Source organism: Collinsella sp. TF05-9AC (genome assembly GCF_003438495.1).
Taxonomy (GTDB): Bacteria; Actinomycetota; Coriobacteriia; order Coriobacteriales; family Coriobacteriaceae; genus Collinsella.
On sequence record NZ_QSSH01000038.1, the window covers coordinates 1 to 15,653 of the forward strand.

Below are 15,653 nucleotides of genomic sequence, written 5' to 3' on the forward strand. Positions count from 1 at the left end.
AGCGGGTGGTTTAAAGCTGGCCGCTGCGCGGCCAGCAGACTAAAGTCTTGAATAAAAAGGGCGCGTCCATACGGACACGCCCCCGTGAGCAACAATGCAAAGAACGACTTAGAAGCTACCGCGCTTCAGGAAGTCGGGAAGCTCGAACTGATCGTTGCCGAAGTTAGGAAGCTCGGTGCCACCGACGTTGCGGGTCGGAGCGGCCTGAGCCGGGCTGGTGGCCGGAGCGGTGCGCTGCGGCTCAGCGGAGGCAGCGGCCTTGCTCTGAGACTGCTGAGCAGCAAAGAGCTCGTCCTGACGGTTGACGTTGGAGTCGGAGAAGCCCGTAGCGATGACGGTGATACGCACCTGATCGCCCAGGGACTCGTCGACAACGGTACCGAAGATGATGTTGGCCTCGGGGTCGACGGCGTTGGCGACAACGTCGGCGGCGTCGCTGATCTCCTGGATGCCCAGGTCCTTGGAACCGGCGATGGAGAGCAGCACGCGTGTGGCACCATCGATGGAGCTCTCGAGCAGCGGGCTGGAGATGGCCTGCTGGGCAGCGTCGACGGCACGGGTATCCCCAGAAGAGGTACCGATACCCATCATGGCGGTACCGGCCTGCTTCATGATGGTCTTAACATCGGCGAAGTCCAGGTTGATGATACCGGGGACGGTGATGAGGTCGGTGATGCCCTGGGTGCCCTGGGAAAGGACGCCATCGGCAATCGCGAAGGCCTCGAGCATGGTAGTCTTCTTCTCGGCGATGTCGAGCAGCTTATCGTTGGGGATGACGATCATGGTATCGACGCAATCGGAGAGGGTCTTAATGCCCTCCTCGGCGCTCTTCTTGCGCTTGCGGCCCTCGAAGGTGAAGGGCTTGGTCACGACGGCGACGGTCAGTGCGCCGACCTCGTTCATCGCGATATCGGCAACGATGGGAGCAGCGCCGGTACCGGTGCCACCGCCCTCGCCGCAGGTGATGAACACCATGTCGGCGCCAGCGAGCGCCTCGGCAATGTCGTCGCGGGACTCATCGGCAGCCTTGCGGCCAACCTCGGGGTTGGCGCCGGCGCCCAGGCCGCGGGTAAGGTCGGTGCCGATGTGCACCTTGATATCGGCATCAGAGATCGCGAGTGCCTGAGCATCGGTGTTGATGGCAACAAACTCGACGCCGCGGATGCCCTCTTCGATCATTCGATTGACCGCGTTGGTACCGCCGCCGCCGACGCCGACCACCTTAATGACGGCAAGGTAGTTGTTGATCTCTGTCTCGTGCATGTCGGTCCTCCGAACAAAGGTTATAGCCATAGCATGGGTCGACCCCTGCGCACATTAACCTTCAGGTTGAAAGTAAATGCAAAGGTAAACCGTATTATGGTTGCACATTATGAACGTATCAGTCAAATAATTGATCGTGAAAACCAAACAAACCAGATAAACGGCGTGGTATGGCCACTCAACAAAGCATCAACCAGCGCTATGAGGTCGGAGCATTCCTAAATGTGTAGTTGCCCGGAGAGCGCACATTGATATACGTTACGCCCTCTACCTGCGAAAGCAACTTGGTGACTACGCGTTCCTTCTTGGCGATATCGTCCGAATCGCCCAGCGACACCTCAATGCCGTTATTGAGGTTTGCCGAGATGGCTTCGACCGAAGGCGTGGAAATATCCTTGACTTGTCCCAAAAACTCGCTCGAAAAACCACGCACATAATCCAGGCCGGCCTTAACGGCCTTGGAGCTCACCGCCTGGCCGGAAACTGGAGCGACATCCGCCGAGACATCAGTCAGCAACACCGCGCCATAGTGCTTAGCGAGCGCCAGTGCGGCATCGATGCCGGTCAGGGTATTTGAGCCCTGCCCTGTCGTGATGACGTTGCCCTGGTCGTCCACTTCGACCGACGTCGACAGCGGGGCGATCCAGGTGTCATCATCCCCGATGGCCCAGGCTAGGTCATCGGAGCTGATATAGGCAATTGCGATGACCTTGCGCTCCATAGGCGTAATGATGAGCGTATGCGGGAACTGACGCTGAACATCCACGCCCGAGACCCACGGGTTCTGCTTGAGGTCCTCGGTAATCTGGTCGGGATCGACGTTAAAAAGCGACGTTCCCTCGGGCAAATCGATCAGCTGGATAGCATCGTGCTTCGTCACATGCTCGCTGCCTTGAATCTGAATATCAGTGGCGGTAAACAATCCAGAGTTAATCACCACGATGGCAACGACGACGAGCACGGCCAAGACGGCCAGAACGCCGCCCACGATTTTGCCTTTGCCTGTAACGACAGAAGCGGCGTCTGATGTTTTATTTGCCATCGCCCCAAGTGAAGACAACGGGTTGACGCCTTTTTTACCCGAAGGCTTCTTTGCGGTAGCCGGCACCGATGTCAGCGAGCGCGGTTTCGATGCGCCCAGCGTGCGACCCGGACGCAGCGTTTTAGTTCCCGTCGGTGGCTTAGGAGTTGCCATGGGACGGGCAGGCTTGGCGCCCATAACAGGCTTTGACGTCACCGAGGGACGCGAGGACTTTTTTGCGGCCGGACGATTACCGAGCTGCGAGCCGACGACCGGACGACTGGTCTGTCGAGCATGCCCGACAGACTTAGAGTGCGCGACGGTATTGCGTTGAGGTTTGGCAGGCGCGCCGGAACGCCCTCCGGCGCGGCGGAAGGTGGGTTTCGATGCTCTAGAAGCCGAGGAATTTAACTTCCGGTCTGAGCTCGATGCCATACGCCTCCCTCACCTTTCCGTGCACATGTCTGATAACCGCGGCAACGTCATCGGCCGAGGCAGTTCCGTTATTAACGATAAAATTAGCGTGAACGGGCGAAACTTCCGCGCCGCCAATCGAAAAACCCTTTAATCCACAATCCTCGATAAGCTTGCCCACGCTCGCATCGGGCGGGTTGCGAAAGACCGACCCGCAGGATGCGCGACCCATGGGCTGTGTACGCTTGCGCCTCGTCAGGTACCGCTCCATGCGCTCGCGAATGTCGGCCTTGGGCGCCAGTTTAAGCTTGAGCACGCACTCGAGGATGATCTCATTGCGGGGAAGGCTACATTCGCGGTAGCCCCAAGTGATCTCGGACCCCGCATAGTGCTTGATGCCGGAGGAAGGGTCAAACGTCACGACATCCTCAACGAGCGAACCGATCCACTCGGTACGCGTACCGGCATTCATAGATATGGCGCCGCCGACCGAACCGGGAATACCGACGGCAAACTCAAGGCCCGAGAGGCTGCGAGACAGGGCATCGTTGACCAAGCGCGCGAACATCACGCCCGCGCCAACGGTCAGCGTACAGCCGTCCTCGGCAACAACCGTGCGCTGGAACTCTCTCCCGAGCGAAATGACGGCACCACGATAGCCGGCATCGGCAACCAAAAGATTGGAACCCTTACCGATAATGACCCACGGCACCTGCTCGCGATCGAGCACCGCCACGGCGCGACGCAGGGCATGATAGCTGTGGCACGTCACAAAGAGGTCGGCCTTGCCGCCGATACGATAGCTCGTATGGCGCGCAAGTCGCTCGTCCTCAATCACATCCGTGTCGATCATGCCCGAAAGCGCCATGACGGCATTAAACAGACCCATGGATCTTAAGCGTCTTTCTTGGCAGTCAGATAATCGATGAACTCGGGGCCGACCGTCGTGACATCACCGGCGCCCATGGTAAGCAGCAGGTCGCCCTCGCCCACCATCTGCTCGAGCTCCTGGTTGAGCTCAAGACGGCTGGAGCAGTACACGACTTCCTTGCCGGGATGCTTGGCACGAACGGTATCGGCGAGCATCTTGGAGGTAACGCCGGGGATGGGCATCTCGCCGGCCGAGAAGACGTCGATCAGCAGCAGTTTGTCGGCATTGGCAAAGGCATCGGCGAAATCGTCGCACAGGGCCTGCAGGCGCGAATAGCGGTGCGGCTGGAACACGACGTCGACGTGCTTATAACCCAGCGACGAGGCGGCGGCAAGCGTCGCCTTGATCTCGGTGGGATGGTGACCGTAGTCGTCAACCACGGTGATACCGTCGATATCCCCCACATGGGTAAAGCGGCGGCGGACGCCCTCAAAGCTCGACAGTGCCTTGGCGGCAGCATCGATGTCGAGGTCCAGGACGTGAGCGACGGTCAAAACGGCCGTAGCATTGAGCATGTTGTGGCGCCCGGGGTTGCTCTTGATCTCGACAGCGTGCTCGGTGCCGTCCTCAAAGCGAACGATAAAGTCACTCTGGATGCCCTTGACATCCGGGTGCACGCAGACGATGTCGTTGCCCTCGGCAAAGCCGTAGGAAAGCACGTGACGGCCCGTCGACTTGGCGAGCTCGACCAGATGCGGGTCCTCTCCGCAGACGATGACGGTGCCGTCCTCGCCCACCAGGCTCATGAATTTGGCAAAAGTCGCCTCGATCTCCTCGATACCCGAGTAGTGATCGAGGTGGTCGGCCTCGACGTTGGTCACAATGACCACGTTGGGGTTCAGGAACAGGAAGGAGCTGTCGGACTCGTCGGCCTCGGCGACAAAGTAGTCGCCCGAGCCGTTCTTGCCGTTCGTGTCATAGCCCTCGACGATGCCACCGATCAAGAAGCTCGGATCCAGACCCATGCGGTCGAGCATGGTGGCGCACATCGAAGACGTGGTGGTCTTGCCATGCGTGCCGGCAACAGCGACGGTGGTGTAGCCGTGGCCCAATGCAGAGAGCATCTTGGCACGGGGCCACACGGGAATACCAAGCTCGCGAGCGCGCACGAGTTCAGGGTTGGACTCCGGAATAGCCGTGGAGACAACAACCACGTCGGGCTTGACCTCGTCGATCGTGGCGGCCTCATGGCCCACATGCACCTTCACGCCAGCGCGGGTAAGCTGGCGGATATAGCGTGACGTCTTAAGGTCGGAGCCGGTAACGGCATAACCGCGCTCGTGCAGAACGAGGGCGATGCCGCTCATGCCGGCGCCGCCGATACCGATAAAGTGGGCGCTCTTAAACTCGGGCGCGGAGGTTGCAGTCTGGGAATCAGCCATGTGCTCGTGTACTCCTTGCGTAAACACTGCCTGTAACCCGTTAACTGTACCGCACCTACCGCATCAGCGCGAGGGCGACCGACGATATCCCGTCTAACTAACGCAAACCCTCTACCGCATCTGCCAGAAGAGCGGCGGCCCTATCCTGAGCCAGACCACGCGCCGCCTGGCGCATGGCGTCGCGCGCCGCCGCGTCATCGACCAGGTGCATCAGCTCATCGGCAAAAGCAGAACCGTCGATATCGGCATCGGCGCAGAGCACGCCGGCCCCGGCGTCGACCAGATAACGGGCATTGGTGGTTTGGTGGTCGGCCGTCGCATGCGGATACGGCACGAGCACCGAGGGCACGGCGAGCGCCGCGATCTCGGCCACGCTCGATGCGCCCGAACGCGAGAGCACCAAATCGGCAGCAGCCAGCATATCGCCCATGTTGTCGATGTAAGGCTGGACGCGGTAACGCTTCGCCACCTCAGGCGTCAGCGCCAAAGCGCGCTCGGTCTCCTCAAAGCCGTCGGCACCCGTCGAATGCAACACATAGAGGTTCTTGCGCGAAAGCAGCTCGTTTTTGAGCGAAACCACGCGCTCGTTGAGGTGCTGGGCGCCAAGTGAACCGCCAAAGACGAGCAGCAGCGTAGCGTCCTCGGGAACGCCAAGTGCTTTGCGGCCGCGAGCGCGATCGCCCTCGATCACCGAGCGACGTACGGGGTTGCCGGTCATGAGCACGTGGCCAGGGTCACCTTCGCGCTCAAAGACCGAGCGCGCTGCCGGCACCGAGATGCACACGCGGGCGGCGTGGGAGTTCATCATCTTGTTGGCCAGGCCCGGAACAGAGTTCTGCTCATGCAGCAGATACGGAACGCCCGCGCCCTTGCACCACCCCAGCAGCGGAACCTCGACATAGGCACCAAAACCGACGGCAGCATCGGGCTTGCCGACCTTTGAGAAATAACTGGCGAGCGCACGCTTGGCCTTGTTGACACGCCACAGCGAGGTCAGCGCCGTCCAAGGACGGGAGCGGTCGAAGCCCGTGACCGTAATGGGCACAAAATCAAACCCAGCCTCGGGGACCAGACGACCCTCGAGCTTGCGCGACTGGCCCACGAACACAACATGGTGGCCACGGTCACGCAGCTCTTCGGCCAAGGCGAGCGCGGGGTTGATATGTCCTGCCGTGCCGCCGGCTGCAATAGCAACGGTCATTTTATCGGTCATGGTAGTCCCTTCGTACACGCGGTCCCTGGTCGTCGGTGCGCAGACGCGCCGACGGGTCCGAGTTCAAATCGATTCGATTATATCCGCCGCCCGCATTGCGAGGAGTGGGGCGCTGAGGACGACCTTGCGGCGCCGTTCGCTGACGCGGGCGGGCTGCCGGCTCGGTCGCAGAGCCATCCAGGACGGTAAAACCGTTACGCGAAGATCGCTCGCCGCGCACGTGGGGCACGCCGGCGGTACTCTCATCCATAACGGCAAAGCTCTCACGGCGGCGGTCATACTCATCGCGGCGGGCGCTCTCATACGAAACGCGCAGGATCAGACCGGCAAGCATAAGCGACACGATAATCGACGAACCGCCGTAGCTAATAAACGGCAACGGTTTGCCCGTCATGGGAAACACGTTGAGGATGCCCAGCGCGTTAATCAAAAATTGCACCGCGAGAATGACCGCGGAGCCAGACGCCATAAGCGCGCCCCGGCGATCGGTCGCCTGCTCGGCAATGCGAAACGCCGAGTAGATCAGCATCGCAAACACCAAGAAGAACAGCACGGTTCCGACAAAACCGACTTCCTCGCCAATGATGGCCAAGATGTAGTCGTTGTGCGCCTCGGGCAGATACGAGTACTTCATGGTTGAGTTGCCGATGCCACGGCCGAACAGACCGCCCGAGGCAAAGGCCATGATGGCAAGCGTGGCCTGATAGCCGTCACCATACTCGTCGGCCCAAGGGTTCAAGGCAACCTGAATACGCACCATACGGTATGGCTCTGCGACAAGCGCAATCACGATCACGAGAATGCCGAAGATTAGCACGCCGATGATAAATCTGGGGTCGAGACCCGCAAACAACGCCATGCACATGAGGGTCAACAGGATGATCAGGACAGTACCGAAATCGGGCTGGATAAAGATCAGAAAGAGCGAAATGCCCAGGTAGATGCCCATCTTGCGAAGGAATTCGTTGATGTTGCCACCGGGCGAAAAGAAGCGATCAAGCATGATGGCCGAATACGCAATGGCAAATGGCTTTAAAAACTCGGAAGGCTGGAACTGAATACCGGCGATGTTGAGCCAGCGCGTGGCGCCGCGGCTGCCGCTGCCCACCAAGAACACCAGAAGCAGTAGCCCTATCATGCCGATAAGGAAGATCCTGAGCACATCCTCCCCAAACCAGCTGTCCGGCAAAACGCGCACGATGGCAATCAGCGCCAGAACACCGACCACGGCAAACGCGGCCTGTCGACCCAGAAAAAACGTCGCCGAGCCATTCTCGTGCAGCGCCTCGACCGAAGACGCCGAGTACACCATCAGCAGGCCAAAGCATACCAAGGTAAACAAGCAGGCCATGAATATCAAACGGGGGCGCATGATACGGGCGGGAACGCCGGCAATATAGCGTTCGCTAAACGACTGCCCGCCGCGGCTGGAACGCGGTGTGGTGCGACGTGAGGAAGCACGGTCCGAGTCGGGCCTCCTCATACCTTGTCGGGGGCTCTCCTCTCTCACCGCAACCCCTATTCCATTTGTGATTTCGCTGTAGCGGCAAGCTGGGCCACGTAGTCCTTAAACACGCGGCCGCGCTCCTCATAGCCCGAGAACTCATCGAACGAAGAGCAGGCAGGAGAAAGTAAGATCACGTCACCACGGCTCGACAGCGAACGGGCAACGTCCACGGCGTCGCGCAGGTCATCCGCCTGGGCGATATCCACATCGCCATCGACATCAGCCTCGTCCATAGCGGCGGTGAAGCGCTCGCGCGCATCGCCAAAGCAGACGACCGAGCGCACGTTGTCCATAACGACGCGCGCGAAGTCCGTGAGCGGAGTGCCCTTATCGTGGCCGCCGAGCAGCAAGATCACGTCGTCATCGGGAAATGCCGTCAGTGCCTTCTCGACCGCATCGGTGTTAGTCGCCTTGGAATCGTTGACGTAGCGCACGCCGTCAATCTCGCCACACGGCTCCACGCGGTGCTCGAGCGGCTGGAACGAGGCCAGACCGCGGCAGACACCGTCGACATCGGCACCGACTGCCAAGGCAGCCGTGGCGGCGCACAGGGCATTGATAACATTGTGATGGCCCGAGATCTTGAGCTCGGATGTAGCGATGAGCGGGGTCTCGACGCCCTTCAGACGCACGATCATCTTGCCATCGCGCACAAAGGCGGCATCCTCGCCCTCAGGCTCGTCAAAGGCAACCTTGCAGATGCGACGACCCGGCGTGTAGATGTACTCATCGAACTCGTGAATGCCGGCGTCTTCGACGTCGACAACCACCAGATCGTCATCGACCATATTGTCAAACAGTTTGATCTTGGCAAGCGCGTAGTTCTTATGGCTCTTATGCCAGCCCAAGTGGTCGGGAGTGATGTTGAGCAGCACCGCCACGCGGGGGTGGAGCTCGGTTGTCGTAGCAATCTGATAGCTCGAGAGCTCAGCCACAAACCACTCGTTGTGGGCTCGGCCGTCAATCTCGTTGACCGGCGGCTCGCCGATGTTGCCGACAGCAACGCTGGCCTCGCCGGCAGCCTTAAGCAGATAATCAGTCAGCGACGTGGTGGTCGTCTTGCCGTTGGTGCCCGTGATGGCAATCCAGTTATCGGGCGACAGGCGATAGGCAAACTCGGGCTCACCCATAATCTGGGCGGCATGCTCGCGCCCGGCCTTAAAGAAGCCCGAGAACTCCGAGATGCCCGGGCACGTCACGCATACGTCATAGGCGCCCTCGACCTGTTCGGTCCCATAGACAAACGACGCACCAGCAGCCTCGAGCGCACGCGTGGCGTCATTGGGCTCAGAGGTGCCACCGCCATACACGGTAACGGCACTTACGCGCTCGGGATGTGCCAGCGCCCAGCGGGCGACATCGAGACCGGATTTGCCCTGACCCAAAACGAGCAGGCTAAAGACATCAGCAAGAGGCATGAAAGACCACTATCCCAACTGGAAGAACAGAGCAAGGCCAACGGCACCAAAGGCAGCAGCGATAATCCAAAAACGGATGACGACCTTGGTCTCGGCCCAGCCCTTCTTTTCGAAATGATGATGGATGGGCGCCATAAGGAAGACGCGCTTGTGCGTAAAGTGGAAGTAGACAACCTGAATCATGACCGACAGGGTCTCAACGATAAACAGGCCGCCGATGATAAGGGAGACGACCTCGGTGTTGGTCATGATGGACGTGCAGGCAAACGCGGCGCCCAGGGCAAGCGAGCCGGTATCGCCCATAAAGATGCTCGCCGGATAGCAGTTGAACCACAGAAAGCCCAAGCAGGCACCGGCACACGCGGTGCAGAAGATGGACAGGTTCACGTCTCCGTGCAAAAACGCCATGGCAGCCATGGCGAGCATGGCAATCATGGAGGTGCCGCCAGCAAGACCGTCAAGGCCATCGGTCAGGTTCACGGCATTAGAAAGACCGGCGATCATCAGCCAGCAAAAGACAATGTAGAGCCACGGGAACGAAAGGCCGCAGATGGTGGTCGAAAGCACACCGAGGTCAATCGTCAGGCCGCCGGGAAAACGAATCTCGGGGGCGACGCCGCACCAGTTAACGGCAAGTACCGTAAAGGTGACACAGATAATGGTTAGGCCGATCATCTTGGCATGAGGCGTCAGACCGAGCGAGCGCCCATGCGTAACGGAGGTCAGGTCGTCGATCAGGCCCAGCACGCCGGTCGCCAGCGTGGCGAGCAGCACGAGCACGAGCTCGGTGGTGAGCTTGCCCATCAGCAGGCAGGTCAGCGAAATCGCAACAAGGATGATGACGCCGCCCATGGTCGGCGTACCCTGTTTAATCAAATGACGCTTGGGGCCGTCGGCTCGGACCTGTTGGCCGATACCCTCGACCTTCAGCAGCTTGATCCACCACGGCATGAGCAGCAGCGCAATGGCAGCGGCGATGCCAAGCCCCAAAAAAGCCTGATACGTTGGATACGAGGGATTGCCGAACATGGGCTAGCACACACCTTCCACAAAGCGGTCGAGCTCAACAAAGCGGGAACCCTTGACCAGTACAACATCATGTTTTTCAAGCGCGCCGCCCATGCGGTCGAGCACCTGCTGATAATCGGAGAACACCTGGATGCGGTCCTCGTCCATGCCCATCATGCGCGCGGCATCGGCCATAAGCTGGGCCAGCTCACCACCCACGCACGCCAGCATGTCGAGCTTCTTGGCGGCCGCATAGGCGCCCACGAGCTCATGCATGCGAGGAGCCTCATCGCCCATCTCGCCCATCTCGCCCAGGATCGCCATGCGAGACCCCGTGCACGAAAGCGAGCACAGTAGATCGAGGCCAGCAGCCATGGATTCGGCACTGGCGTTATAGGAATCGTCGATGACGCGGGCACCGCTCTTGGCGCGCTTGATCTCCTGGCGGTGACCGGTGATCGTGAGGCCCCTAAAGGCAGCATCGATCTGCTCGGGCGTCACGCCCAGGCGATAGGAAACCGCGGCGGCCTTAACGGCATTTGGGACGGACTGCACGCCGGGGATGGCAAGCATGGTATCGATCGTCTCACCCTGGCCAAAATCGAGCGTAAAGACCGGACGTCCCTCGTCATCAACACGAATGTCGCGGGCACGGACCTCATCATCGTCCGAGACGCCGGCCAGCATCACATCGATACCAGCAGGCTGGGCGAACGTATCGCGAATGAACGGCGTAAAGTCGTCCTCACCGCCCAAAACCAGCAGCGGCAAGAAGTCGCCGGCGGCGCACATACCCTGGACAATCTCGGCCTTAGCGCGGGCGATGTTCTCGCGGCTGCCCAAAATGCCGATGTGAGAGGTACCAATCTTGCTTACGATGGCAAGGTTGGGATTGGCGGACTGGGACAGACGCTCAATCTCGTGGAAATGGTTCATGCCCATCTCGAGCACCAGGACCTCGGTATCGGCCGGAGCGGAAAGCACCGTGAGCGGCATGCCGATCAGGTTATTGAAATTGCCCTTGGTGGCCCAGACACGATAGCGCTTGGCGAGCACGGCGGCGAGCACGTCCTTGGTCGTCGTCTTGCCGATGGAACCGGTAATGCCAACGACCAGGCAGCCAAGCTCCAGGCGATACGTGTGCGCCAAACGCAGCAGAAACTCCTCGGGATCATCGGTCAGCAAGATGGCACAGCCCCTGTCCTGTGCCAGCGAGACCAGCTCGGCCTCGGGCTCACGCGTCATCACGACGGCGCCGGCACCCGACTGGACGGCACGGGAAGCAAAATCATTGCCGTCGACGTTTTCACCGGGAAAGGCGACGAAAATCGTCCCTTCCTCGACCTGGCGCGAGTCGATAACGCACCCGCGGCATACCCGATCGGCTTCTCCCGTCACGGTTCGGGCCCCTGTTGCGGCCGCGAGGTTGTTGACGGCGATCTCTATCATTGCAGCTCCCCTGTAAACCTAATAATGCTATCGGCGTATTGTATCCCAGCGCCGCGCATGCGTGGTGCAGGGCATGTGAACACCCTCATATGGGACAACAAACCAGGCCCCAAAGATTGTAACCCCCTACCTCGTGTGCGGGATACCCAGCACGTCGAGCGCGTTGGCCATAATGGACTGGAACGGCACCGCAGCGGCATCCGAGCCGCTCGGCGTTCCGTCGAGCGTGATATAGCACAGCACCTTGGGCGATTGTGCCGGTGCAAAGCCCATAAAGGACGACATGTAGTTCTCCTTGAGGTAGCCGCCGTTCTCGTCGGCTCGTTCGGCCGTACCGGTCTTACCCGCCACGTCATAGCCGTCAACCGCGCCGCCAACGCCCGTTCCCTCGGACACGACCGTCTGCATGCACGATGTCACCTGGGATGCGGCGTCCTCAGAAATCGCGCGCTCGCCTTCGCCCCAGTCCTTCTCGTCGCCCTTGCTGGACTTATAGAAGTGCGGGGTCATCATCACGCCGCCGTTGGCGATACCGCCCACGGCACGTGCGATCTCAATCGGCGAGACGGACAGTGCCTGTCCAAAGCTCATCGAGCCCAGCGTGGCGCCGTCATACTGGTCACGCTCCTTGACGATACCCAGGCTCTCGCCCGGAAAATCGACACCGGAGCTGTGACCGATGCCCCACTTGTCCACATAGGCGGCAAAGTCGTCGGCACCGATCTTGCGCCCCACCAGGACAAAGCCCACATTGGACGAACGGCGCATCATCTCGCGCACATCCATGGTCATGCCATAGTCGCGCTTATCGGCATCGGTAACGGTATCGTCGCCCACCTTGATGCTCGCCGGCACCTCAAACGACGTACTCGATCGTACGACGCCCAAGTCGAAGCCGGCGCCCGCCACGAGCGTCTTAAAGACCGAGCCGGGCTCGTAGGCGTCAGTGACCAGGCGCAGGTTCATATCCTCGGTCTTGGCGTTCTCCAGATCGGTCTGGTCGTAGGTCGGGTACGAGCAGGCTGCGAGAATTTCACCGGTCGTGGGGTCGGTGACCAAAGCCGAGCCGTTCTTGGCCTTTGTCTTCTCGACAGCCTCTGCCAGAGCATCCTCAGCCGCACGCTGGATATTGACGTCGAGCGTCGTCACGATATCAACGCCGTCGACCGCGGCCACCTTTTTATAGGCACCGCCCGCGATATAGCTGCCGTCCCTCGCGCGCTCGCGCACGAGAGAACCGTTCGTGCCGGTCAGAAGCTTGTTGTATTGCTTTTCGAGACCCGTCAAGCCGTCGTTGTCCACATTCACTACACCCAGCACCTGCGATGCCAGATTGCCGTATGGATATACGCGCTTCATGGCCTGCTCAAAAAGCACGCCGGGCAGGTTCTTCTTCTCCAGCACCGCAGCATCGTCTTCGTCCACCTGGCGCTTGATATACACCCAGGTGCCATCGGACTCGACGAGCTTGCGGCAGGTCTTTTTATCGATTCCAGTTGCCTTGACCAGCGCCGACACCGTCTTGTCAACATCCTCGACAAGCTGCGGGTTCACGGCGATGTTGCGACATTCGACCGACGACGCCAGCACGTTACCGTTGCGGTCGTAGATGGTGCCGCGTTTGGCATAGAGGGTCTGCGCAAGCAGGCGGCGCGCATCGGCACGCTCGCGCAGTTTATCGGCTTCGACAATTTGATAGTCGGCAAGGCGAAAGACGCCCAAGCCCAAGCCAAGCCCAATGAATCCCATGACGGCTTTGCGGCGAGGCAGAGGCGCGCCTGTGAGCCATTCGGTCGACGAACTCTTGCGCGACCTGGTGTTATGCACTTGAGGGCCGCCCGAGCCGCGAAGTCGCGACGCCGGGTCGTTGCCACGGGACTGCCCGGCGTTGTAAGATTGCCGACCCGTTCCTTGATAACCAGAACGTCCCCGCGACGAGGGACGTCCAGAACCGCGGCCCCCATCGGAACCGCGGCGATAGTCATTTGTCATACTCAGCTACCGTCTTGCTACTGAGCGGTCGCGGTCGCGTTGGCGCCCGCGGCTGCATCCTGCGAAAAGTCAAGTGTAACGCTCTCGCTGGGCTCCACCATGCCATAAGCGCCCGCAAGGTCGCGAATGCGCGTGTCGGCGCCATAGACCGAATGCATGACCTCCAGGTCGGAGCTCTCATCGGTCGCCTTTTCGAGCGTGTTGGTAAGCTCGGCGTTGCTGTTGAGCACCTGGGCCGTAACGCCGGCGAGCGCCACGCGGGCGACGCCGATCGTCATGAAGATAGCCGCAATGATGCAAAACGTTTTAAGAACGCTCATGAAAACCGGGCTTACCACCTGGTTTGCCTGACGGCCCGCGCCCGTGTAGACATCAAAGCGCGGCGCGCGCTGCTCACGGGGAGCAACGGGGGCCTGCGGCGTCTCACGATAGGCGGGCATGGCGTTCATATCATAGGCGAGTGCTGCGCTTGAAGTGTTGTAGCCCATGATATGCCGCCTCCCATCCCGAGTACGTTGGTAGTGTGTTTAAGCTTCGTTTATGGTGCGAGCGGGAGGTCCAATATCGCGCGGTCGCGTCTACAGACGCTGCGCCACGCGGATTTTGGCTGATCTCGCCCGAGGGTTGCGCTCAACCTCATCAGGCTGGGCAACCAAGGGTTTGCGGGTGATGACCTTGAGTATCGGCACGTTGCCGCACACGCACACCGGAATCTCCGGCGGACACGTGCACCCCTGGCTCATCTCCTTAAAGTGGTTCTTTACGATACGGTCCTCGAGCGAGTGATACGAGATGACGCAGATACGTCCGCCCGGGTTGAGCCACCTGGTGGCGGCATCAAGCCCTCGTTCGAGCACATCGAGCTCGTGATTGACCTCGATGCGAATGGCCTGGAAACTTTTCTTGGCCGGGTGTCCACCATGCCGACGAGCGGCAGCCGGGATACCCGCCTTGATGATCTCGACAAATTGGCCGGTGGTTTCGATCGGTTCTTGCTCGCGGCGGCGCACGATCTCGCGCGCGATCTGCGAGGCGAACTTCTCTTCGCCGTAGACGCGTAGAATCCGGGCGAGGTCGTGTTCGTTATAGGTGTTGATGACCTCAGCTGCGTTTAAGGTGTTGTTACCCGGATCCATCCGCATGTCCAATGGGGCGTCCTCGTTGTACGAAAAGCCCCTGCCAGGGATATCGAGTTGCGGCGACGAAACGCCCAAGTCGAACAGGAAGCCATCGACCCCGGGCACCTCGGCCGAGCAAAGCAGCTCGTCCAAGTCGCCGAAGTTGCCCTTCAGCAGCTGGTGCGGAACGCCGGGAACCTCGCGGTCCAGACGGGCGCCAGCGGCCTCGAGGGCCATGTCATCCTGATCGACGCCGAGCAAAAGGCCCGTCTCCCCCACCTGCGCGGCCATCTTTACCGAATGGCCGGCACCGCCAAGGGTGCAGTCGCAGACGACGGAGCCGCTCTTTAGCTGCAGCGACTCAAGCACTTCGCCGAGCATGACAGGTTCATGCCGATATTCTTGTGTCAAGATCCCACGCTCCATCCGTTACTCGTGCCTTGCCCTTACGAGAAGAAGAGGTCCAGCAGGGCCTCGTCATCATCGTCCTCATCGGCCGTAGCGCGGTCCCAAACCTCAAGGTGGTCGTAGTTGCCCACAACCGTGACCTCGCGGTCGAGGTTCGCCTGCTTGCGGAGAGACTCAGAAAGACCGATACGACCCGCGCTGTCCACATCCATCGACGTGGTGCGCTTGTTGATCGCCCTCATGAGCTTCTGGTCGTTAATGTCACGCGGGTTAAAACCCTCATGGCCCTCACGACCCGCGAAGAGTCCTTCGACCCACTTATCGAAGGCCTCGGCAGAGAACACGTACAGAGCATCGACATCCAGGGCTTTAAACACGCGAACGTGCTCTCCAAGCTCCTCGCGAAGGGGTGCAGGCAGGGATAGACGACCTTTTGCATCGAGATTGCGCTCGTATGCACCCGTCATTCCCATGTGCGCCCTCCCCTCGGTTACTCAGATGGCACGTACGCGGGGAACCACCCCGCCTG

The 15,653-nt window shown here is 60.4% G+C and carries 13 protein-coding genes; all 13 read right to left on the reverse strand.

Annotated features, from left to right (window positions below; translation table 11 throughout):
• Positions 1-108 precede the first annotated feature (108 nt).
• The 13 genes from ftsZ to DXC52_RS08920 all read right to left on the reverse strand — a co-directional run bounded on the left by ftsZ (position 109) and on the right by DXC52_RS08920 (position 15,597).
• Positions 109-1,263 (reverse strand): cell division protein FtsZ, encoded by a 1,155-nt coding sequence (gene ftsZ / locus DXC52_RS08860; RefSeq protein WP_022094491.1) that lies wholly within the window; start codon positions 1,261-1,263, stop codon positions 109-111.
• Between the two features lie 199 nt (positions 1,264-1,462).
• Complete coding sequence (locus DXC52_RS08865; RefSeq protein ID WP_226812441.1) at positions 1,463-2,251, reverse strand: cell division protein FtsQ/DivIB; 789 nt, start codon at positions 2,249-2,251, stop codon at positions 1,463-1,465.
• 424 nt (positions 2,252-2,675) lie between these two features.
• On the reverse strand, positions 2,676-3,587 hold the full coding sequence (gene murB / locus DXC52_RS08870) for a UDP-N-acetylmuramate dehydrogenase (RefSeq protein ID WP_117746958.1): 912 nt from the start codon (positions 3,585-3,587) through the stop codon (positions 2,676-2,678).
• 5 nt (positions 3,588-3,592) lie between these two features.
• Positions 3,593-5,011, reverse strand: a complete 1,419-nt coding sequence (gene murC, locus DXC52_RS08875; protein ID WP_117746959.1) for a UDP-N-acetylmuramate--L-alanine ligase — start codon at positions 5,009-5,011, stop codon at positions 3,593-3,595.
• Positions 5,012-5,108: 97 nt separating this feature from the next.
• Complete coding sequence (murG, locus tag DXC52_RS08880) at positions 5,109-6,224, reverse strand: undecaprenyldiphospho-muramoylpentapeptide beta-N-acetylglucosaminyltransferase (RefSeq protein ID WP_117746960.1); 1,116 nt, start codon at positions 6,222-6,224, stop codon at positions 5,109-5,111.
• On the reverse strand, positions 6,214-7,575 hold the full coding sequence (gene ftsW / locus DXC52_RS08885; protein WP_158554635.1) for a putative lipid II flippase FtsW: 1,362 nt from the start codon (positions 7,573-7,575) through the stop codon (positions 6,214-6,216). The genes murG and ftsW overlap by 11 nt, the downstream gene beginning before the upstream one ends.
• A gap of 167 nt (positions 7,576-7,742) precedes the next feature.
• Positions 7,743-9,149: a UDP-N-acetylmuramoyl-L-alanine--D-glutamate ligase gene (gene murD / locus DXC52_RS08890; protein ID WP_117746962.1), complete on the reverse strand. Its 1,407-nt coding sequence runs from the start codon at positions 9,147-9,149 to the stop codon at positions 7,743-7,745.
• Between the two features lie 9 nt (positions 9,150-9,158).
• Positions 9,159-10,178 (reverse strand): phospho-N-acetylmuramoyl-pentapeptide-transferase, encoded by a 1,020-nt coding sequence (mraY, locus tag DXC52_RS08895; protein ID WP_117746963.1) that lies wholly within the window; start codon positions 10,176-10,178, stop codon positions 9,159-9,161.
• Positions 10,179-10,181: 3 nt separating this feature from the next.
• Positions 10,182-11,606 (reverse strand): UDP-N-acetylmuramoyl-tripeptide--D-alanyl-D-alanine ligase, encoded by a 1,425-nt coding sequence (murF, locus tag DXC52_RS08900; protein WP_117746964.1) that lies wholly within the window; start codon positions 11,604-11,606, stop codon positions 10,182-10,184.
• Positions 11,607-11,732: 126 nt separating this feature from the next.
• Positions 11,733-13,355: a penicillin-binding protein 2 gene (locus DXC52_RS08905; RefSeq protein ID WP_117746965.1), complete on the reverse strand. Its 1,623-nt coding sequence runs from the start codon at positions 13,353-13,355 to the stop codon at positions 11,733-11,735.
• 260 nt (positions 13,356-13,615) lie between these two features.
• On the reverse strand, positions 13,616-14,086 hold the full coding sequence (locus DXC52_RS08910; protein WP_117746966.1) for a hypothetical protein: 471 nt from the start codon (positions 14,084-14,086) through the stop codon (positions 13,616-13,618).
• 90 nt (positions 14,087-14,176) lie between these two features.
• On the reverse strand, positions 14,177-15,142 hold the full coding sequence (rsmH, locus tag DXC52_RS08915) for a 16S rRNA (cytosine(1402)-N(4))-methyltransferase RsmH (protein WP_117584231.1): 966 nt from the start codon (positions 15,140-15,142) through the stop codon (positions 14,177-14,179).
• A gap of 20 nt (positions 15,143-15,162) precedes the next feature.
• Positions 15,163-15,597, reverse strand: a complete 435-nt coding sequence (locus DXC52_RS08920; protein ID WP_035137949.1) for a division/cell wall cluster transcriptional repressor MraZ — start codon at positions 15,595-15,597, stop codon at positions 15,163-15,165.
• Positions 15,598-15,653: the final 56 nt, after the last annotated feature.

Bases quoted from the DNA above. Each gene is read 5' to 3' on its own strand.
- ftsZ (WP_022094491.1), bottom strand. From the start codon at position 1,263: ATGCACGAGACAGAGATCAACAACTACCTTGCCGTCATTAAGGTGGTC.
- murB (WP_117746958.1), bottom strand. From the start codon at position 3,587: ATGGGTCTGTTTAATGCCGTCATGGCGCTTTCGGGCATGATCGACACG.
- murC (WP_117746959.1), bottom strand. From the start codon at position 5,011: ATGGCTGATTCCCAGACTGCAACCTCCGCGCCCGAGTTTAAGAGCGCC.
- murG (WP_117746960.1), bottom strand. From the start codon at position 6,224: ATGACCGATAAAATGACCGTTGCTATTGCAGCCGGCGGCACGGCAGGA.
- ftsW (WP_158554635.1), bottom strand. From the start codon at position 7,575: ATGGCCTGCTTGTTTACCTTGGTATGCTTTGGCCTGCTGATGGTGTAC.
- murD (WP_117746962.1), bottom strand. From the start codon at position 9,149: ATGCCTCTTGCTGATGTCTTTAGCCTGCTCGTTTTGGGTCAGGGCAAA.
- mraY (WP_117746963.1), bottom strand. From the start codon at position 10,178: ATGTTCGGCAATCCCTCGTATCCAACGTATCAGGCTTTTTTGGGGCTT.
- murF (WP_117746964.1), bottom strand. From the start codon at position 11,606: ATGATAGAGATCGCCGTCAACAACCTCGCGGCCGCAACAGGGGCCCGA.
- DXC52_RS08905 (WP_117746965.1), bottom strand. From the start codon at position 13,355: ATGGGATTCATTGGGCTTGGCTTGGGCTTGGGCGTCTTTCGCCTTGCC.
- DXC52_RS08910 (WP_117746966.1), bottom strand. From the start codon at position 14,086: ATGGGCTACAACACTTCAAGCGCAGCACTCGCCTATGATATGAACGCC.
- rsmH (WP_117584231.1), bottom strand. From the start codon at position 15,142: ATGGAGCGTGGGATCTTGACACAAGAATATCGGCATGAACCTGTCATG.
- DXC52_RS08920 (WP_035137949.1), bottom strand. From the start codon at position 15,597: ATGGGAATGACGGGTGCATACGAGCGCAATCTCGATGCAAAAGGTCGT.